The following is a 19,721-nucleotide window of genomic DNA, read 5'->3' as shown; positions in this document are numbered from 1 at the left end:
CTTTTTTATTTACAGCTTAATCCCAAAGCCTACATTAAATATTCGGCCATCTGCCGGTAAAATACCCGGCCCGGGGTACATGTTAATACGCCGGGTATAATATTGGGCATTAAAAAGGTTATTGATACCGGCGCTGATGTGGTAGTTTTTCATGAAGCAGTAGTTGAATGCCCAGTCGGCCACATGATAAGCGGGTACTATTCCTGTAGCGCCGGTCGAGTTAAATACCGTATTATTGGCGTCGCTGTAGCTTTTGCTGGTATAGCTCAACTGCAGGGTGCTGCTCACCGGCCCGCTTAAAAAGGTGAGGCCGGTACGGTTTATCCAATCGGGCACATTTTCAAGGTGGTTGCCCACCAGGCTAATATTTTTACCTGCCTGGTTAATTGCCCCGGTGATGTAGCGACCGTGTGTATAAGCCAGCGAGTTGAACAAGCGGATATCGCTGCCGGCGCGGGCATCAAACGAACGGAGTAATGATACTTCCGTATAAGCCTCGACCCCCTTGGCCACGCCATTGCCAATATTAGTTAAATACAAATGGCTTACATTTTGAGCGTCGGTTTGGGTGAGCGTGCCTGCCCGGTTGTTGTAGCGCACATAAAAACCATTGATGTCATAACTAAATATGGTGCCGATGTTGCCGCGGTAACCCATATCTATATCATATCCCCGGCTATCTTTAATGTTAGGGTCAATAACTGTCAGGTTATCGGCAGGAGTAACGGCTGCATACAGGTAGGGGCGGTAAGCCTGCGAAATATTGCCGTACAACTGGCTGCCATTACCGAACTGGTACTGTAACCCTGTGCCAAACAGCGGGAAGCTGCGGTTCCCTTTGTAGCCAATGGGGAAGGTAGCATTACTGATAACGCCCGAGGTGGTTGATTTGATAACCTCGTACCGTACTCCTGGCGTTACCGTAAATTGTGGCGTAACCTGGAAAATATTCTCGGCGAAGGCTGCATAGTTGATGGAGTGCAGCCTTAAATCTATTCCGTAAGGTTTAACCAGTGTTAAATCAAAATCGGAGGCGATGGTACCTACTCCTTTTTGCTTGCGTTTGGTGGTTTCTTCAAAATATCTTACCCCGGTGGTAAAGGTACTTTTAAGGTAGCCCAATTTGTAGGTATGCAGTAAACGCGCTTCGGTGGTAAAGCCTGCATAATAATCCCTGTCTACCTGGCGTGGGTTAAAAGTTTTCAGGCTGGTGTTAACGGTGTCTTTAATGTTAGGTGTATTGATAAACTGCACGCTGTTACGCTGGCCAAATACCACATGCGATGTAATCTCTAACCGGGTATTGCTGTTAAACGCGTAATTGAATAACAATGCCGGGATATTAATTTCGGGGTTGAAAAAGTTTCTTGCCCTGAATGACTGCCGGTTATCAGCCGCAAATTGAGCATCTGTTAAGCCGCCCGCTATTTGCTGCACATAATCTGATCGTGAAAACTGCAATGCTATGCTGCCTTTGCTATTAAACTGGTATTTGATATTGGCATAGTACGAGTGGTAAGCAAAAGCCGCGTTAGGCCGCCAGCCATCGCCCCGGCGGGTGGAGTAAAACGCGTAGTAGCTTAGTTTGCCAACTTTACCGCCAACGGCGTTGTATGAGTTGAAAAAATTATTTGAACCGGCGGTTTGTTCGCTTTCGAAGCCAAAAACCTTGGTGCTGTCGCCCTCTTTAATTTTGTAGTTTACCATGCCGCCAAACTGGGGCCCAAACTGTAAAGCGGCCGAGCCCCGTACAAACTGTACCTCGCCAATGGCTTGGAAGGGTACGTTATAATGGTTTTCCGGGTACCCAAACGCGTCGGAGTTGGTATTGTATCCGTTTTGCCGCATGTTCATCTCGATAGACCGGTGCGGATCGGTACCCCGGTTGCCTATGTTCAATTGCAAACCGGCGCCATCCATTTCCCAAACATTTAGGCCAGGTACTTTGGCAAACAGCATTCGGGCAGTATTATTGGCCAGGTTTGTTTTGCCGGCATCGGGATAAATTAAATGGGTGCGTTTGCCGGCGAAAATATAAGTGCCCTGTACATTGGGCAGGTATTTTGCCCTGCTTTCTTTAATTATCACACTATCCAGGTGCAGCGTATCTTTAGTGCTTTTTTGCGCATGGGCATAGCCGGATGCCACGATGATTAGTATAAATGGTGTTATTTTATAAAAATTATTCATGAGTTTAAATTGATGATATATGCACATAGCCAGCCCACGGGTAAAATACCCAGGCCTGTTATGCAGCTATTAATGTTGTTATTGATAAATAATATATTGCTTACTAACTTATAAGCTCGGGCGGCCGGGCACTAACCGAAATTAATGGTGGATTTATCTTGATGAAAATAACCCCGCGAGGCTTTTTAACTGCCGATACACCGGGCGTAAACCTATAGGCTATTACCGGGTGATTATATTTATTATCCACCCCGGTTCTTTTGCCCGACGATTCGTGCGCTTTTTTGCTCACCGGGATATCGCTTAGTTGCCGGGCATAAATCACATTCTGACTTAGGAGTTTGGTGGTTTGGTAATTGGGTATACACTGCACAAATACGGTATCGCGCGTTACTTTAAGTTTCACATAGTTATAAGCAACACCCTCCAGTTGAATTTGCCCCGATACCCTGATGTATGATTTCCAATTGCTGATACCAGGCAGGTGCTGCGGAATTTTTATTTCGATGAGGTTTGCGGTATCATACTTGCCTTTGCTTATCTGTTCGCTGGCAAACTTATCCGAGCGATAAACCAAGTATTGGCTCAGCAGCATGTATCCCCCTAAATTAAAAAGGTGGGCAATGAGTAATACGATGGCAAACGCTATTTTCAAGAATGATTCTAAATAAGGACAATGCTAAGCATAATTTTTGTGGATTTATAGGTTTATTTGAAAATATTCATGTTGCTCCGCATCTGGCTCCATTAAAGTTTGCAGGCAACCGTTCTGCTGCGTGGCTTCCTTGCCGCGAAATTCGGTTGTTTGAAAGTGATAGCGCCTATTGTTTCTTAAAACCTAATTATATACTTTTGTAAACGCTTGGTTTTCATAGCATAACCCCAGTTGCTATTTTTGGGAAATTTATTTTGGGTGTTGTTATACTTAAAATAGAAAATTCAGGTTACTTTTATACGGCCAATTTTATAAACACAAAATATATGATAATCAAAAATGTTTACTTTTTGCTGGTCACCTTTTTGGTGATTGGATCTACTTCATGCAAGAAGCCTTCTTCCGGAGATAATTCCGGGAACGTTCCCGGAGATACCACGACGGTGGTTACAGGTGGTAAAGCGTTGCCCTCGGGCGCTGTTGACGGGGTTACTTACATCAACTCGGGCAAGTCGGTTATTTTAAATTTGTACGCGCCATCAAAAACATCGGTAAGCGTTATAGGCGATTTTAATAACTGGACAGCCGATGCCAAGTATGCCATGAACCATACACCCGATGGCAAAAACTGGTGGATACAGATTGATAACCTTGATGCCAATACTGAATATGCCTATCAGTACCTGATTGACGGCACACTTAAGATAGCCGATCCGTACACCCAAAAAGTATTGGACCCTGCCAATGACAGCTATATAGAGGCAACTACCTATCCTGGTTTAAAAGCTTACCCAACCGGCAAAACAACCGGAAATGTTAGCGTGCTGCAGGCCAACCAGCCTGCTTATAGCTGGAAGGTACCAACCTTTGTACGCCCTGAGAAAAAGAACCTGGTGATATATGAACTGCTTGTGCGCGATTTTGTTACCAATCACAATTATCAAACCTTAAAAGATTCATTAAACTACCTGCAAAAACTTGGTGTAAATGCCATTGAGCTGATGCCTATAAATGAATTTGAAGGCAACCTTTCATGGGGATATAACCCTTCATTTTACTTTGCGCCCGATAAATATTATGGCACTAAGAATGCTTTAAAAGCATTTATCGACGAATGCCACTCCAGAGGGATTGCGGTTATTCAGGATATGGTGTTAAATCATTCGTTCGGTCAGTCGCCAATGGTGCAAATGTATTTTAATACCGCCGCGGGCAAGCCGGCGGCAAATAACCCCTGGTACAATGTTGATCCCACGCACCCGTACAATGTAGGCTACCAGTTTAACCACGAAAGCGCCGCTACCAAATACTTTGTAAAAAATGTGCTCAAATTCTGGATGCAGGAGTATAAGATAGATGGTTTCCGGTTTGATCTTTCCAAGGGCTTCACGCAGGTAAATTATGGTACCAGCGATGCCGCGGTAGGTCCCTGGGGGCAGTATGATGCCAGCCGCGTTGCCATCTGGAAGGATTACAACAATTACATCAAAAGTATCGACAATAATAATTTTTATGTGATATTGGAACATTTTGCAGCCAACCAGGAAGAAAAAGAACTATCCGGCGAGGGCATGATGCTTTGGAACAACCTGAATTACGCAGCCAACCAGGCCACCATGGGCTACATTACTGGCTGGGATTTTAAAGGGATCTTTTACGATCAGCATACTTTTACCCTGCCATACCAACTGGTGGGTTATTTTGAAAGCCATGACGAGGAGCGCCTGATGTTTAAAAATGAAAGCTACGGAAACGCATCGGGTGGTTATAATGTTAAGGATATTACAACCGGCCTGAAACGCGAAGAAATTGCGGCGGCATTCCTGTTCTCGGTACCGGGCCCTAAAATGTTATGGCAGTTTGGCGAATTAGGTTACGATAAATCTATCGACTTGAACGGCCGCACAGGTAATAAACCTATTTTGTGGAACTATTTTGCCGATGCCCAGCGGGTGCAGCTATATAAAGTTTATTCGGCAATGATTAACCTGCATAAAAAGAACGCGGTATTTGCATCAACAAATTATGTGTACGATTTATCAGGTTATATTAAAAGCATCCAGTTAAAAGATGCCAGCGCCAATGTGGAAGTAGTAGGAAACTTTGATGTGGTGACGCAAACCGCTAATATTACCTTCCCGTCAACAGGTACCTATACCGACGCATTAACAGGGGCAACCTTAAATGTTACCTCGGCAACCATGCCGGTAACACTTGCGCCAGGCGAGTATCATGTGTACAGCAGCGCCGCTTTAACACACTAATAACAGGCTAACATGCTAATAATAAAGGCCCCGCGGTAACCCCGGGGCCTTTGTTATTTAAAGTTTTTTTATGTGGTAAAACTTTAATTGCCTTATTTATAACAGATTGTTAATTATTTAACTGTACATTCGCCTAATTAAATAAAAATATAATGCAAGGAACAGTAAAATTTTTCAATGAAAGCAAAGGATTCGGATTTATCGTACCAACAAATGGTGGTGCCGAAGTTTTTGTACATGCCTCAGGCCTTATCGACACTATCCGTGAAAACGATAGCGTTACCTACGATGTAGAACAAGGTAAAAAAGGCTTAAATGCGGTAAATGTAAAAGTAGGTTAATAAATAAACTATTATTATAATCGTACAAGCATCTGTTCTTAAAGGGCAGATGCTTTTTTTGTGGGGTAAAGTTTTGTATCAAAAAAAAGGCTGTCATGCTGAGGAACGAAGCATCTATTCGCGAACTGTGCCAGACCAATATTGCACGGCGTGCAGATGCTTCGTTCCTCAGCATGACAGGAGGGGGAATTGTGGCACAAAAAAAACGCGAATAATTTTCATCATCCGCGTTTCTTATAATCTGTAAGATCGTTTCTTAGTTCAAATACGATTGTAAAAGATTTGATTTTGAGTTGTGGCGTAAACGCATCAACGCTTTATCTTTTAACTGGCGTACACGCTCGCGGGTAAGGTTAAATTTCTCGCCAATTTCTTCTAACGAATGGGCAGCATAACCACCTAAACCAAAGAAAAGGATAATAACCTCACGGTCGCGTTCGGCAAGGATACCTAATGAGCGCTTGATCTCTTGTGACAATGAATCCATCATCAGTTCGGTATCGGTTGCTGCATCGGTACTTTGCAAAACATCAAGCAAGGTATTTTCTTCGCCCTGTATAAACGGAGCGTCCATAGATACCTGGCGGCCTGCATTGCTTAATGAATCGGCAATTTTATCAACAGATATTTCAAGATCCTCGGCCAGTTCTTCTGGAGTTGGTTGTCTTTCAAATTCCTGCTCTAATTTTGAAGCTGCTTTATGAATTTTGCTTAATGAACCAATTTGGTTCAAAGGTAAACGCACAATACGTGACTGCTCGGCAACGGCAGATAATATAGACTGGCGAATCCACCATACTGCGTATGAAATGAATTTAAAGCCTTTTGTTTCGTCAAAACGTTTAGCCGCTTTAATTAAACCTAAGTTACCTTCGTTAATTAAATCGCCAAGGGTTAAACCCTGATTTTGGTATTGCTTTGCCACAGATACCACAAAACGAAGGTTTGTTTTTGTCAAACGCTCTAATGCGGCCTGGTCGCCCTCACGGATCTTTTGCGCCAGGATCACTTCTTCCTGGGCAGATATTAAATCTACTTTACCTATCTCGTGAAGGTATTTTTCAAGTGATTGAGATTCACGATTGGTAATGGATTGGGATATTTTGAGTTGTCTCATTTTATTGAATAGATTTATTTCAGCTAATTATATGTCCGATAAGAATTTACACGGTTGGTTTAACCTGCTTTACAAAAAATATGATCATTAACGGTGCTCCTAATTTTTTTCTGAACCCGGGATACTGATGATGCAGGGGTTGACTTTTTGATACTATTGCAGTAGGATGCGCGGTGTTTACCGTATTGAAATATGTTGCAGTTACCGGTAAGTGTTTAATCAAACGTGATCTCTCTTTAATGGATGCACAAAGATACGCATTCAATTGCTATTATTGTGTCAAAAATACATCTATTTTATTTGTTATAAATGAGGCACATATCGTGCCGTTTTTATAATTGTCAGTAGCCCGTTTTTTCATCGGTGTTTTCTGTTTTTTTGTCATCTTTTTTGTCTTTATCGTGGTTTTTGTTCCACTTGATTTTTATTTTGCCATCATCGCCATCGGCGGCCAAAATGTGCAATACTATTCCCTTCATACGCTTTTTATTACGTTCGGTTGCGTCAATTATTGCAGTATCGCCTTTTGGGTTACGTAAAGGTATATCCAACGCTATATTTGTGCCCCTTGATAAGGAGTAAACGCCGGCTACATTCATGTTAATGGCGCTTGAATTAATTTGCATCGGGCTGATGTTTATTTTATCGCCATCAATATCAAACTTCATATTAAGCGTTTGAAAGCGGATATTCTTTAAATCCCTGAACGGAAAAGCGAATTTACCTACGCTTGTAATGGGTTTAAAGTTTAGCAATGCACCCTCTTTTAAATCAACAGTTGTTAAGCCCTTTAAACTGCCGGGTACAATATTGCCGGCACCGTTAATTTTGCCCGTAAGGTGGGCCTGAGCCGATAAAAAACCACTTAGGTTTTTAGATGTAAAACTATCCATCCCAAAATTATTAAACGCAGCAAAAAAGGCGCTGGTATTTACGTTATCAACTTTAGTATTTACGGTAAAATCATTCAGCTTGCCGCTTTGTACAAAGTTGCCGTTTAGCTTTAGTGAACCACCTGCATGTTTAACGCTTACATTGTTAACCCTGATGCTATTATCGGCCATTAAAAAGTCGGCAGTGGCATCGGTGGCCAAAAAGTTTTTGTAGTATACCTTATCAACCTTTAAATGAATTTCGGCCTTGCCTTTCTGAAAAGCGGTACTTAAAGCGTCATTAATATTGGTTTTTTTGCCTTTGGTTTTCACCTCTTCAACGGGTTGGGTACTATTTAAAAAGCCCAGGAACTCGGCCAAATGCAATTGCGGGCTATGTACCTGCCACTTTAATATTATTTTTTCGGGCGCTGTATAGTACAGGTTTAAAAAGTTATTTACCCGGCCATCCATATAAACAATGCTGCGACCCGATTGCATGCGAATGTTGTTCAGTAATAAATCGTTACCGGCAAATTTGATGGTGATTGCGCTGTTTTTAAAATTAAGGTCGCGCGGTACGTAACTTACATCGGCGTTTTTGATGTTGATAGTGCCACCAAGCTGAGGTTTCGAGATTCTGTAATTTACCAGGTCGGCTTTGTAAGCAAGCTTAACGTCGGCATAACCTTTGGTAAAACGCAGGTCGTCATCGCCAATGGCGCCGTTAAGTTTGGCAATATCAAAACTCGATTTAAATATTCCCGTTGCCACCGGGGTATTCAGGTTGTTGATGAAAGCGGTATCGATAGTAAACGGCACTTTTTTATAGGTACCATTAAAATGGTAGAGTTTGATAACGGAGTTTGCATCATTATAGCCTTTGCCATTAATATAGTTATTTGAAAACACACCATTAAAAGTGCAGTTTTCAATTTTTACACCAGGGGTGGTAACCACGTTATCCATCACTTTGGCGGTAACAAATATTGATGGGTCGCCACCACCGCCAAACGCTCCGGCAATATCGCAGGTTACGGCTATCGGTTCATCAATGTTGAACATCCTGAGGCTTTTGGTAATATTTGGCGACAATAGATTTGATGCGTTTACCCACAAAATTTTATCGTTCACAATGTTCAATACAAAATTAACATTGGGTTTGCCCAGGTCAAACTTGCCGCCTATGGTAAACGCTTCGCCGCCGATATTCAAAACTTTAGGGGCTACAGTAATTAGTTTTGATGGCTCATTATAAGTGATGTCAAAATCGCCATCGAGCAATTTCTCTTTCATGAAGCTGCCTTGCCTGGTATTAAAGGAAAAACTTTTAACCATCGTTTTTAGGCTAATATTGGCATGCCAGCCGGTTGATGGCCATTGCATGCGTCCATCAACGTCCTGTACTTCAAACTTAAAAAGCTTATAAGCCTTGCGGTCATCAACAGTAAAGTTTACATTGCTTAGCCCAAAGCGTTTGAGCTGGGTAGATGGGCTGGTGTTTTTCTCAACCTTAACAGAATCTTTTGGCTTGCTTTTAAAAACGGAGGCGTTGCTATAACCACTGCTATCGGTAAACAGGTCAATTGCGGCATCGCTGATATCTATTTTGTTAATCTCCACGCTGCCATGCAGTAATGCGGCAGCATTTACCGATACATCAAAGTTTTTGGCCTCCAGCAGGGTATGATGATGAACCGGCCATTGCTTATCTTTTATAACCACATCCTTAAGGCTTACCGAAACACCAGGAAAGCCCTTGAAAAATGTGGGATCGAGTTTGGCTATGGTAATTGTGCCGTTTAGGTTTTTATTCAATTCGGCTGTCATCATTTTCAGCACTTTCTCTTTATTGAAAATGATATACATAGAAATACCCGCAAAGGCGATGATTACAACACCTATTAACGCCACGAATATTCTCGATATTATTTTAATCCACTTAGGCATTGCTAACTATTTTATCTAAAAAGCACTGATGTGATTAATTGTTTGATAGCTACAGATTTAAACAGTAAAGTTGTTACAATTGGAGTCTGTGGTCTGGCTTCTGTGTTCTGGGGGGTGAGGACTGAGGTCTGAAGTACTCGAAGGTAAAAGTCCGGCTCACACTATAGGCTACTCACCTCAGATCTCACACCACAGACCACAGATGTCACAATTACCTGTTGCGCTCACTTAGCCAGTGAAACTGCCGTTCGGTCAGCTGGAAGTGGCGGTTTGTCCGTTTCAGTACTACATAAAGGCTATCGTTACGCAATTTGCCCCATAACTTTATGGTTGTGCTATCCGGCTGTTCATACCTGAAAGTGGCCATCCATAGGCTATCATCGGCCAGTTTTTTTATTTTGAAAATATGTTTTGCCTCATCAGTTGTATAGGCAAAATACCCCCTTTTATAGCGCTGCCTAAAAGCGGTGTCGGCGGTTTTGATACTGCCTGCGCCGTTTTCTAAAACGAAGTCGTGCCATCGTAAAGTATCTGCAACAGACAAGGGGATGTCTTTTTTATTTACCGAGTAAATGGCAACTTCATACACCCCATTTTTGAGATATTGCTTAGCTGGCGCTGCATTTGTTTCCTGGTAGTATTGCCAGTTGTTTACAATTTCCATAAACACTGCCAGTATTATAAATACGCATTTGACTACAATGCGGCCAATGCGCATCCATTTTTGGGTATATTTAAAATGATAAGTTTCGGCAATAGGAGCCGGCTTATTGAGTACAAAAAAATAATAGAGCCGGCTGGCTTCGTTAGCCAGTAAAAACAAACTTACAAAAGTAAGCTCGATAGCAAATAGCTTAACGGGGATATCATAACTCAGGTTAAGCATCATTACATTGGCAAATACGCCTGCCGCCATAAATATGCCGAGTGTAGCCGTACGACGGTTAATCAGCAGCAGGCCTACCAATGTTTCCATAATGCCCGAAAATACCTGGTAGGTTTTGGAGTAACCAATAAACATCCACGATAAACGCATGGGCAATAAATCGCCTAACGGGGTGGCCAGCTGATGCAGGTTAGGAAAGGGCATTTGCAAAGCATATATTTTAAGTATGCCATAACTGAAGGCAAAAAAGGCGAGGTAATAACGGGCTGCCARGCAAAGCCAGTAGTTAAGGTGGGTGTAGCTGGTCCGCTTACGGTCAAGTACCGACCATAGCAGGCAGCCAATGACCGCTACAGACAACATTGCCCACAGTTGCGCCCAGGCCCATGATGTATCGCCGCTGCCGTTTGGATGCACCAATACTTCGCGAACATGAAAAAATAGCTTGTTGGATGTGTTTACAGCCCAATCAACAAAGGAATAGTAAAAAGACAATAATTTACCGACTCCCGGGATTTCGCCCAGCCAGGCCAGCGGGGCTATCTGCAAGGTAAGGTAAATAAAAAAAAATCGGAAGGCTATCAGCCTCCATATTGGCCATGGTGCATTGGTTTGGGTAGGTGTCATTTACAGGCAATAAGGTTGATGTTGTACTAAATCAAAAGCAAAAACCAATATAAGTTATTTCGTTGGTATTTGCATTTAATTGCAGATAAAGTGCTGGTTTTGAATTATTTTTAATCGCCTGTATCGCTGCGGGTGGTGCAACCGTATTAATAATAAAACTAACCATGAAATTGCTTGCTATCATCTTTTGTTTAGGGTTGCTATTTGCATCCTGTAAAAAGAATAACGAAACCCCGTATCGAAGCGATGGGGTTTTAACAGGCTATGACCTCCGTATGTGCCCTTCGCTTTTATGTGGCGGCCTGCTCATTACCATTAAAAACGACACTGCAAAAAATCCACCTTCCTATTATCATATCAACTCCTCGCTGGCCCAATTGGGGATTAATGAAAATACCCGATTCCCAATAAACGTTAATTTAAATTACAAAAAAGATACAGGCATTTTTGCTACATACAATTATATCATAGTCACTAAAATTAGGGTGGTGAAATAATTGCGGTACGCTAAAAATCATGGCCTGTCAAAGTAGGTATACGTAACACAATCGCGTAATTATACGCGCCAATATTAGTACCGGCACTCATCATAAAAAAGCTGTTTATGGCCAATTTTACTGCAGCAAAGCATTAAAATTAAAGTGATGATTTACCAGGCAGTAAAACTTTTGGCCCAGCAATTAAACAATAACTTGAAAACAGAAACCGGCGATGGCGGCATGCCCGATGATTTTGTTCAGCTGCGCAACGTTGCGCATTTAACGGGCGAAGAAATTAACAGGCTAAACAACGTGCTTATTACCCTAGTAATTGCATCTGAAGATAATCCTGTAAAGCACTTTCCGGATAATACACACAATATTGGCCGGGTGGCATCCCGCCATCTGAGCCTTTATGTGCTGATATCGTCGTGCGTTTATCATTCGTACGATCAGTCGTTATTAAATCTTTCGCACATCATAAACTTTTTTGACAGCAACAACGTCTTTACCTGGCCTGCTAAGCCCGGCAAGGAAACTGGTACAGAGGGGTTTAGGCTCACTGTCGAAAATTACTCGCCCGGTTTTGATGAAACCAGTAACCTGTGGACTACCATGGGCGGCAGGCAGTTTCCGCATATGGTATACCGTGTACGAATGGCAGAGCTCCCGAGACAAAACCCTATGGAAAGACGCGGCATTATTAAACAGTTTGAGGCACGCGAGCGGATGAGCTGAAGAAAGTATTTTTAATCAAGATTTGCTTTTTACCATTTGTTAAGTGGATGGGCCGCCATCGTGCCGAATTTTGTGCCATCAAAATTTAAAAACGATGAACAGTCAATCATTAGTAAATAGAAGAGTAATATTATTGGGGGCCAGCAGCGGCCTGGGCCTGGCAACAGCCGTAGCGGCGGCAGCCGAGGGTGCCAAAGTGGTTATAGTATCCAGTAACCAGGCGCGCGTTGATAAAGCATTGGAGCAGCTGCCTCCGGGCAGCGAAGGTTATGCTGTAGATTTAAGTATAGAAGAAAACATTAAAGCCTTTTTTGAAAAAGTGGGCCGGTTTGATCACCTCGTATATACTGCCGGCGAAAACCTTAACCTCAGCAGTATCAGTAATACAGTTGTTAATGAAGCCATAGTTTTTTTTAACCTCCGTTTCTGGAGCGCGTTTGCCGCTGTGAAGTATGGCGCGCCTTACATTAACGAAGGTGGCTCTGTATCGCTTACCAGCGGCACTGCCAGTCAAAGACCTGGCGCGGGCTGGTCGGTTGCATCGGCTATTTGTGGTGCCACGGAGGGCTTTGTAAGGGCCATGGCTGTCGAGCTGGCGCCTATCCGTGTAAATTGCGTGGTGCCCGGTGTTATTAAAACCAACCTTTGGGATTCCATGACCGACGAGCAGCGCGGTGGTATGTATCAATACCTGCAAAATAGCCTGCTACTGAAAAGAGTAGGGGAGGCAGACGATGTAGCCTTAGGCTTTATTTACCTGATGAAACAACAATACGGAACAGGCCGGAGCCTGGTAATTGACGGGGGGACGGTACTGGTGTAAGGTAGCTGTATTAATATCTTGTTTCCCTGGATACCGGTATTTAAGCCTGCAAAATTTAACAACTTTTATATTTTGCAGGCTTACAATAACACTGATAATTATTGCTTAAATTAAGGCAATATTTCTTTTAGCATGTCCCGCCTTTTTACAAGCCTTATTTTCATTTGCCTGCTGACTTACGCCTGCTCAAACGCTCAAAAAAAGCCAGCCAGTACGCAGCCGGTTAGGATTGTTTCTTTAAAAAATGAGCAATTAAAAGATAAAACGGGTAACGTAAAACCTCCGAAGCCCGTTTGGGGTTACCGTTTTGTAATCACCGGCGATTTTGATGGAGATGACAAAAAAGACACCCTTACCGAACATTTTGTTAGCGGCATAGATCATAAAGAAACCAATAAGTTTTATGAGAATGTAGATTATGATGGTATGGTTGATTCGGTTATCAAGAAGAAACCAATATCAGTCTTAATGTGTAATAACAAGAATATAAGCAAATTACAATTTGCGTCGAAAGATAATTTTGGATTGACTTTCTTAAAAAATGAAGGCGATTTAAATGGCGACGGCACCGATGAGATATCTTTTGTAATAGACAATGCTGATTGGTCGAGCCTAAACTCATATACCATAATGACTTTCAAAGGTCATAAATGGCGGCAGCTGTATTCCTTCCCGATTTGGGAGTGGCAATTGCCGCCATTGCCAACAACAGCAAGTCAATATGGTTTATTTGGGCTGGATAAGAAAGTCAATATAAAAAACGATACCCTCAACCGGAGGATAGAACACGAGCTAAAAGCGTTTAGCGGACTTGTACAAAAAGTAGCCAATAATAAAATCAGAATAAAATTCCGTGATGATATCGATTTTACGAGAGGCACCAAACTGGTAACCTTAAAGCATTTAAATAAACGGCGATAGGGATGTTTATAAGATACAATTGTTAAATGTGATCCTTTGAGAGAGGAATTGTTGTGTCGTCGCAGGGTACATTCTTCAAAATTTAAGTTGTAAGGTGTAATCCGTAAATTATACAATTACTACCTTGCATGCAGGAATTTTAGGCATGAAAAACATCTTCGATAATTTTATTCAAAAAAAGGGTTTCGTTGTACTTGATGGAGCAATGGCAACTGAGCTGGAAGCAAGGGGCGCTAACCTTAATCATAGTTTATGGTCGGCAAAGTTGCTGAGCGAAAATCCGGAACTGATTAAGCAGGTGCACTATGACTATTTAGTGGCCGGCGCCGATGTTATAACAACAGCCAGCTACCAGGCCAGCTTTGAAGGTTTTGCAAAACACGGATATACCGACGACGAAGCCTTTGCCCTGATGCAACTAAGTGTACAGTTGGCTTTCGATGCGCGTGACGAGTTTATGAAGGCGTTCCCCGGACGCGAAAAGCCTGTTGTAGCGGCCTCTGTTGGTCCTTATGGGGCTTCATTGGCCGATGGATCTGAATACAGGGGCAATTATGGGGTAAGTATCCAGGATTTGAAAACATTCCACCGCCGCCGGATGCAGGTGCTGATTGAAACCGGGGCGGATGTACTGGCCTGCGAAACCATCCCTTGCATAGATGAGGCCGTAGCTTTGCAGGAATTACTGGCGGAATTTCCTGGTGTACAAGGCTGGATAAGTTTTAGCTGTAAAGATGAAACTCAGCTGAGCAGCGGCGAAGATTTTGCCGAAGCCATAAAATTATTAAATCAATCGGCACAGGTTGTGGCTGTTGGGGTTAATTGCACCGCTCCGCAGCACATCGCATCGCTGGTAAAAATAGCTGCCGAAAATACAGATAAGTACATCCTGGTTTATCCCAATAAAGGCGAGGTTTGGGATGCGGCAAATAAATGTTGGCTACCGGCCAATGCCGGTGATAGCCATTTTTATGATGGTGCAAAAAGCTGGTATTTAGCGGGCGCCAAAATTATTGGCGGCTGTTGCAGAACAACGCCCGAAGATATAAGGCAATTGCAGCAGTTGGGCTAAGTCAAAAGTCAAAAAGGGGCTTGGTTTTATATCGGAATGATCGTTTCGATATAAAACAATCGGGCCTGTTGTTTTATTATACTTGGGTGGACAACTATAATTTATTTTACGCAGGTACAAGTGGTTTACAAATTCCCATACCCAAGCGCGATTTTCCGGCAAAATTTCAACATTTAAGCCGGTTAGGTTTTTACGCAACGTTGTTCAATTCTATCGAGATTAATAGCTCGTTTTATAAATTGCCCATAGGTAAAACCGTTGCCAAATGGGCTGCCGAGGTGCCGGATAATTTCAGGTTTACTTATAAATTATGGCGGGAGATAACACACAATAAAAACCTGGCTTTTAAACCAGAGGATGTTGAGCGCTTTATGCAAGCTATAAACAACGCCTCCAATAAAAAAGGCTGCCTGCTGGTGCAGTTTCCGGCCAGTATACAGGTGAGCAACTTGCACGCATTTGAGCAACTGATTAGCATTATTCGCCTGAATGACCCGGGTAATAAATGGGCAGTAGCGGTTGAGTTTAGGCACCGGAGCTGGTACCATGATGATGTTTATGAGCTACTAAGGCAATATAATATGGGCATGGTACTGCATGATATGCCTGCATCAGCCAGCCCGTTAATTGCGGTTAACGATGATATAGTTTATCTGCGGTTCCATGGGCCCGATGGCGGATACCGTGGCAGCTATGCCGATGACTTTTTATTTGAGTATGCGCAATACATAAAAGAATGGGAGGCAGAGGGTAAAACAGTTTACGCGTATTTTAACAATACCATGGGCGATGCTTTAAACAACCTGCAATTACTGAATAAGTATGCCCACTGAGACAGAAGGGCTCTTAGGTAAATTTACTTTTATATAAGGTGTAACCTTGATTGCATAACACGGGTCATATCCGGCAAACCGTTATTATGAAGCCTAAACCGCAATTATTTATTCAGCTTACCTTTAAAAATCTGCTGGTATTTGTATTTTTTTTCTTTGCGATGCATGAACTGCATGAGCAGGCTCATATTATTACAGGCAGGCTTATTTGTGGTTGCTGGGGCAAAAGAGATTTTAACGTTTGGGATGTATGCTCCAACTGCCTGGAGCAACATCCGGCAGCTATACTCGCTACTTTTGCTGGTCCGGTTTTTACATTTATAATGCTTTGGCTCGGCCGGTACATGGTAAAGTTTGGTCAATCAGCACAACATCAGTCGTTAGGATTGGTGCTGATTTTAGGAAATATGCAGTTTGGGCGCATGTACATGGCCGCTGTGGGTTCTGGAGATGAGCAGTGGGGGCTTCGTCAGGTATTTTTAAACCACGACCATTCCAATGCCTTGCTGATAAAGATAATTGGGTTTTTAGCTGTTTCGGTTATTTGTTTACCACCACTTATAACTGCAGGCAAAGCCATCGCCAATAAACGAAAGTTATTGGTTTTCATAAGCTTCCTTATTGCACCGCTGATTTTGGATACCGTGGTTATATTGATACTGCTAAACGGAATCCTCCAGAAAGGAGTATTAAACATGGTATTGATGCCTGGTACGCCTTTACTAATTACACTGTGGTTTGTTTTTTGCCTTGCGGTGGTGGCTGCAAATTTTAAAGTAATTGCGCATTTTGCTTTGAAAAGCAGCTAATTTAACATCAGGCAATACTTTTAAAATGTTCTGCATACTCCATTAACAGGGTTCAGGGTTGATGGGCGGCAATGGCTTTAATCCATTGCTATATAAATATATAGGTTGGTATAAATATAGGATGATGTAGCATTTGCGTTAACCTTCACGTATAGTCATATTCCAATACTTATTAAACCATGATAAAATACCTTTACCCTATCAGTCTTTTAGCTTTAATAGTTATAGGCTTATCAGCCTGCGGAAAAAACGACAACCAAAACGTTGGTGTTACAGGCAAGTGGCAGCTGCTTAGCGATTCATCTTCATTAGCCGGTGGAGGCCCCTTTAAAGGCGGTGGTAGTAAATACATTGGCGAAGCTGCAGATACTTATGAATTTACAGCAAATGGCCGGCTGGTTGCCCATGTAAAAAGCCTGGTAGATTCGGCTACCTATAATTTTCGTGGCGACGGTAAAGTGGTAATTGATTATTCTGTTGTGCATGCCGGGAGTGCTACTATTCGCGGTTCCGAAACCATTTATGATGTTACCCGTCCCGATAGCCACACGGCCATTTTAAGCGCTGGCGGTTTAACTCCCGAAGGTTGGTATGCCAGGATCATCACACTTAAAAAGTGACGATTAACCGTTAATCTGATTGACGCGGTTATACTTTATTTTTTTGCTTTTTCCAGGTTTCGCTTTACCAGGAATTTCGTGATCCTGCCTATCAGGTCCAATGGCATAGGTTGATCAATGGGAAACTGAACAGACCCTTTTGCACCTTTGTATTTGGCAAGGTCATCTTTAAACTCGTCTATCCCCGCTGGCGTTGGGTAAAGCCCAATGTGGCTTTTATAACCTGCAAAGTAAATCAGGTTACCATGCAAAGTAAAGGCAGGCATGGCATAACTTATTTTTTCTTCCGCTTCCGGGGCCGCCTGCCTGATGGTAGCGCGTACCTGTTGTAATATTTGTTGAACATCCTCAGGAAAGCCTGCAATGTAATCGTCGATAGAGGCTGGTTTGGTTGTTGTCATAACATTGGTTTTAAGTATTTGGTTGCCAGGGTCATAAATAGATAGAGCGCCTAAATATACAAAACCTATATTACGCGCGCTAAGTGATATAGGTTTTGTGTAACAATTTTTTGTATCGCTGGATAGAGAATAAATAGAAAGGTACGGCGGTCCAGGGGGCAGTTTAAATGGGTTATGGTAAAAATAATGGCCTTTATTACAGTGTGTTGGATGCTTTTTAAAAACTATTTTTAAAAAATAATTTCCAAACACAAAAAAAAAGCTACATTTGCACTCCCCAAAAGGAGGTATCATAGCTCAGTCGGTAGAGCAAAGGACTGAAAATCCTTGTGTCGCTGGTTCGATCCCAGCTGATACCACAAACAAAAAAGGTCATTTTCAAATTGGAAATGGCCTTTTTTAATAAAAAAGCCTATTTTGCTAATTCTTCTATGGTAACCCGATCAGGTGTCTTTGCAATTCAGCAAAAAAGTTTGTCGAACTGGGTCTAAAAAAATTGATAAATAATTGATAATGGAATTTATCGGTTTTTATAATGCTTAGAATCAAATTTACCCAAAAAACCTAAAATTCATTCTGATATCACTTAGCCGGGGCATATATCGACTGACTTTCGAGTCTTGGAGGTGGCGTAATACATTTTACAACATATTAATTGTCGAGGTTTGCAAATGTACTTTTGTTCACCTTCTTTAAGTAAACATCATGAGTGCAAATTTTAGTTACTTTACTATTTGAAAAAGCCAAGGAGTTATAAATAAATCAGGCCCGATGCTGGTTTGTTTAAGGATCACGGTCAACGGAAAACCATCAGAATGTGCCGTTGAAAGAGAAATTGAATCTTCCGAATGGGGTAATGAGCGCAAAAAAGCCAAAGGGTTTTAACCAGCAAGCCAGGCAATTAAACAGTCACCTGATTAGTGTTTCAACCAACGTGAAAAACGTCCACACCCGATGATCGACACCGCACATCAATTACGTCAGGATAGCTGCAACCTGGGTTAAAAAACACACTGGTCAAAAAGCGCGACACCTATATCCGTTTTATCCGCGCACAGGAAGAAAAGTTGCTCATCCCGAGAAAAGCAGAAGTTGACCGGATGATCAGATCGCAGTTAAAGATTGTTAATCGTTTTAATGAACATTCATGGATCGCCTTTATCCTGTACGGCGAGCAAAAACAGGCGGCTATCACAGCCATGCACAATCACCGCACAACCCGCCATGCGGTTCCGGAATGCAAAGGGATTTTTCTTTCAGCCGGAGCGGGAGTTTTATGTTAAATTTAAAACCAACTTTTCAAAAGCTTAATACCACGCTGTAACATATATTTTAAGATAAAACTAAATCCTTGGTATTGATTGTTTTTTTTGGGAGATTTGTAAAAGGTTAATTAATAAATAATATATAATTAATCTTCTGCAAGATACGCATGACCAATTTTACTAAGTTTGATGAGGAGCAATTGATTAGTCTGATGCAACAAGATTCTCTTGGCGCATTTAAGGAGATTTATCAACGTTACTGGAAAGCATTATATGCAGAAGCATACAAACGTTTGAAGGACAAGGAGGCTTCGGAAGAAATTGTGCAGGAATTGTTTACTGCTTTTTGGCATAAGCGGCATGCGTTAAATATCCATCAAACCATAGGGGGATACCTTTATAAAAGCGTTGGCTACCGCGTAATTGATCATTTTCGGAAAGAACTTACCCGGCAAACACACCAGGAATCTTTCAAGCTTGGTTACACCGAGGCCGACCATTCTACCGAACAAGCCATCATGCTTAAAGATCTGCAACTGAATATAACCCATGTGGTAAACCAGTTACCAGATAAATGCAGGTCTGTTTACGAGTTGAGCAGGGTTAGCCATAAAACCAACAAAGAAATTGCCACCGAGCTTGGCATATCAGAAAAAACCGTCGAAAATCACTTGACAAAAGCCCTTAACAAACTTCGCCTTAGTCTTAATAACTACCTTCTCCTGCTGATAGTTCTTCTGCTAAAATAATTTTGGTTCTGTAATCCAGGTATTTTTAATTTGTTCAACCATATATTAGCATGGCTCATATGTCCCGAACCTATGGTTTTCAATCGCTCTCTTCATTTTTTTTCCCGGG

At 42.1% G+C, this 19,721-nt stretch carries 18 protein-coding genes and 1 tRNA gene; 13 read left to right on the top strand and 6 right to left on the bottom strand.

All coding sequences use genetic code 11. From position 1 onward, the window contains the following. Positions 1-9 precede the first annotated feature (9 nt). Together AC1DU2_RS01305 and AC1DU2_RS01300 are read right to left on the bottom strand one after the other, a co-directional pair. On the bottom strand, positions 10-2,190 hold the full coding sequence (locus AC1DU2_RS01305) for a TonB-dependent receptor family protein (protein ID WP_477382424.1): 2,181 nt from the start codon (positions 2,188-2,190) through the stop codon (positions 10-12). 103 nt (positions 2,191-2,293) lie between these two features. After that, positions 2,294-2,845 carry a hypothetical protein gene (locus AC1DU2_RS01300; protein ID WP_477382423.1) on the bottom strand — a complete coding sequence of 184 codons (552 nt, stop codon included), beginning with the start codon at positions 2,843-2,845 and terminating at the stop codon, positions 2,294-2,296. Positions 2,846-3,171: 326 nt separating this feature from the next. On the opposite strand from AC1DU2_RS01300, the gene AC1DU2_RS01295 reads away from it, so the two are divergent. Further along, complete coding sequence (locus AC1DU2_RS01295; protein ID WP_477382422.1) at positions 3,172-5,109, top strand: alpha-amylase family glycosyl hydrolase; 1,938 nt, start codon at positions 3,172-3,174, stop codon at positions 5,107-5,109. 149 nt (positions 5,110-5,258) lie between these two features. Then, positions 5,259-5,450: a cold-shock protein gene (locus AC1DU2_RS01290; RefSeq protein WP_090652398.1), complete on the top strand. Its 192-nt coding sequence runs from the start codon at positions 5,259-5,261 to the stop codon at positions 5,448-5,450. Between the two features lie 256 nt (positions 5,451-5,706). On the opposite strand, the gene AC1DU2_RS01285 is transcribed toward AC1DU2_RS01290, so the two are convergent. The 3 genes from AC1DU2_RS01285 to AC1DU2_RS01275 form a co-directional block, all read right to left on the bottom strand. Further along, complete coding sequence (locus AC1DU2_RS01285) at positions 5,707-6,567, bottom strand: sigma-70 family RNA polymerase sigma factor (RefSeq protein ID WP_090652399.1); 861 nt, start codon at positions 6,565-6,567, stop codon at positions 5,707-5,709. 341 nt (positions 6,568-6,908) lie between these two features. After that, positions 6,909-9,389, bottom strand: a complete 2,481-nt coding sequence (locus AC1DU2_RS01280) for an AsmA family protein (RefSeq protein ID WP_477382421.1) — start codon at positions 9,387-9,389, stop codon at positions 6,909-6,911. A 211-nt stretch (positions 9,390-9,600) separates the two neighbouring features. After that, positions 9,601-10,902: a hypothetical protein gene (locus AC1DU2_RS01275; protein ID WP_477382420.1), complete on the bottom strand. Its 1,302-nt coding sequence runs from the start codon at positions 10,900-10,902 to the stop codon at positions 9,601-9,603. Between the two features lie 164 nt (positions 10,903-11,066). Between AC1DU2_RS01275 and AC1DU2_RS01270 the strand changes: the two genes are divergently transcribed. The 8 genes from AC1DU2_RS01270 (at position 11,067) to AC1DU2_RS01235 (ending at position 17,197) form a co-directional block, all read left to right on the top strand. Further along, positions 11,067-11,399 carry a hypothetical protein gene (locus AC1DU2_RS01270; protein ID WP_477382419.1) on the top strand — a complete coding sequence of 111 codons (333 nt, stop codon included), beginning with the start codon at positions 11,067-11,069 and terminating at the stop codon, positions 11,397-11,399. Positions 11,400-11,546: 147 nt separating this feature from the next. Beyond that, the gene (locus AC1DU2_RS01265) at positions 11,547-12,119 is read left to right on the top strand and encodes a Pvc16 family protein (RefSeq protein ID WP_477382418.1); all 573 of its coding nucleotides are present in this window, start codon (positions 11,547-11,549) and stop codon (positions 12,117-12,119) included. Between the two features lie 43 nt (positions 12,120-12,162). Then, positions 12,163-12,942: an SDR family oxidoreductase gene (locus AC1DU2_RS01260; RefSeq protein WP_477382417.1), complete on the top strand. Its 780-nt coding sequence runs from the start codon at positions 12,163-12,165 to the stop codon at positions 12,940-12,942. Between the two features lie 132 nt (positions 12,943-13,074). After that, complete coding sequence (locus AC1DU2_RS01255; protein WP_477382416.1) at positions 13,075-13,863, top strand: hypothetical protein; 789 nt, start codon at positions 13,075-13,077, stop codon at positions 13,861-13,863. 145 nt (positions 13,864-14,008) lie between these two features. Next, the gene (gene mmuM, locus AC1DU2_RS01250) at positions 14,009-14,935 is read left to right on the top strand and encodes a homocysteine S-methyltransferase (RefSeq protein WP_477382414.1); all 927 of its coding nucleotides are present in this window, start codon (positions 14,009-14,011) and stop codon (positions 14,933-14,935) included. 86 nt (positions 14,936-15,021) lie between these two features. Beyond that, a complete protein-coding gene (locus AC1DU2_RS01245) occupies positions 15,022-15,768 on the top strand; it encodes a DUF72 domain-containing protein (protein ID WP_477382412.1) in 747 nt (248 codons plus the stop codon). A gap of 86 nt (positions 15,769-15,854) precedes the next feature. Continuing rightward, positions 15,855-16,577 (top strand): hypothetical protein, encoded by a 723-nt coding sequence (locus AC1DU2_RS01240; protein ID WP_477382411.1) that lies wholly within the window; start codon positions 15,855-15,857, stop codon positions 16,575-16,577. 179 nt (positions 16,578-16,756) lie between these two features. After that, the gene (locus AC1DU2_RS01235) at positions 16,757-17,197 is read left to right on the top strand and encodes a hypothetical protein (RefSeq protein ID WP_477382410.1); all 441 of its coding nucleotides are present in this window, start codon (positions 16,757-16,759) and stop codon (positions 17,195-17,197) included. 35 nt (positions 17,198-17,232) lie between these two features. Here AC1DU2_RS01235 and AC1DU2_RS01230 read toward each other — a convergent pair whose 3' ends face one another. Further along, entirely contained in the window at positions 17,233-17,598 is a 366-nt protein-coding gene (locus AC1DU2_RS01230) for an iron chaperone (RefSeq protein WP_477382409.1), read from the bottom strand. A 286-nt stretch (positions 17,599-17,884) separates the two neighbouring features. On the opposite strand from AC1DU2_RS01230, the gene AC1DU2_RS01225 reads away from it, so the two are divergent. The 3 genes from AC1DU2_RS01225 to AC1DU2_RS01215 all read left to right on the top strand — a co-directional run bounded on the left by AC1DU2_RS01225 (position 17,885) and on the right by AC1DU2_RS01215 (position 19,612). Then, positions 17,885-17,957 (top strand) — tRNA-Phe (locus AC1DU2_RS01225). A 394-nt stretch (positions 17,958-18,351) separates the two neighbouring features. After that, positions 18,352-18,483: a hypothetical protein gene (locus tag AC1DU2_RS01220; RefSeq protein ID WP_477357649.1), complete on the top strand. Its 132-nt coding sequence runs from the start codon at positions 18,352-18,354 to the stop codon at positions 18,481-18,483. A gap of 547 nt (positions 18,484-19,030) precedes the next feature. Beyond that, the gene (locus AC1DU2_RS01215) at positions 19,031-19,612 is read left to right on the top strand and encodes an RNA polymerase sigma-70 factor (RefSeq protein ID WP_477357372.1); all 582 of its coding nucleotides are present in this window, start codon (positions 19,031-19,033) and stop codon (positions 19,610-19,612) included. Positions 19,613-19,721 lie beyond the last annotated feature (109 nt).

The sequence above is a fragment of the Mucilaginibacter sp. P4_C11 genome, assembly GCF_056402115.1.
The sequence above is the reverse complement of the archived record's forward strand: the minus strand, read 5'-3'. Positions and strand labels throughout refer to the sequence as shown.

Excerpts from the sequence above, each read along its gene's own strand:
- AC1DU2_RS01305 (WP_477382424.1), bottom strand. The coding sequence starts at position 2,190 with ATGAATAATTTTTATAAAATAACACCATTTATACTAATCATCGTGGCA.
- AC1DU2_RS01285 (WP_090652399.1), bottom strand. The coding sequence starts at position 6,567 with ATGAGACAACTCAAAATATCCCAATCCATTACCAATCGTGAATCTCAA.
- AC1DU2_RS01235 (WP_477382410.1), top strand. The coding sequence starts at position 16,757 with ATGATAAAATACCTTTACCCTATCAGTCTTTTAGCTTTAATAGTTATA.
- AC1DU2_RS01240 (WP_477382411.1), top strand. The coding sequence starts at position 15,855 with ATGAAGCCTAAACCGCAATTATTTATTCAGCTTACCTTTAAAAATCTG.
- AC1DU2_RS01265 (WP_477382418.1), top strand. The coding sequence starts at position 11,547 with ATGATTTACCAGGCAGTAAAACTTTTGGCCCAGCAATTAAACAATAAC.
- mmuM (WP_477382414.1), top strand. The coding sequence starts at position 14,009 with ATGAAAAACATCTTCGATAATTTTATTCAAAAAAAGGGTTTCGTTGTA.
- AC1DU2_RS01255 (WP_477382416.1), top strand. The coding sequence starts at position 13,075 with ATGTCCCGCCTTTTTACAAGCCTTATTTTCATTTGCCTGCTGACTTAC.
- AC1DU2_RS01230 (WP_477382409.1), bottom strand. The coding sequence starts at position 17,598 with ATGACAACAACCAAACCAGCCTCTATCGACGATTACATTGCAGGCTTT.
- AC1DU2_RS01215 (WP_477357372.1), top strand. The coding sequence starts at position 19,031 with ATGACCAATTTTACTAAGTTTGATGAGGAGCAATTGATTAGTCTGATG.
- AC1DU2_RS01295 (WP_477382422.1), top strand. The coding sequence starts at position 3,172 with ATGATAATCAAAAATGTTTACTTTTTGCTGGTCACCTTTTTGGTGATT.
- AC1DU2_RS01270 (WP_477382419.1), top strand. The coding sequence starts at position 11,067 with ATGAAATTGCTTGCTATCATCTTTTGTTTAGGGTTGCTATTTGCATCC.
- AC1DU2_RS01280 (WP_477382421.1), bottom strand. The coding sequence starts at position 9,389 with ATGCCTAAGTGGATTAAAATAATATCGAGAATATTCGTGGCGTTAATA.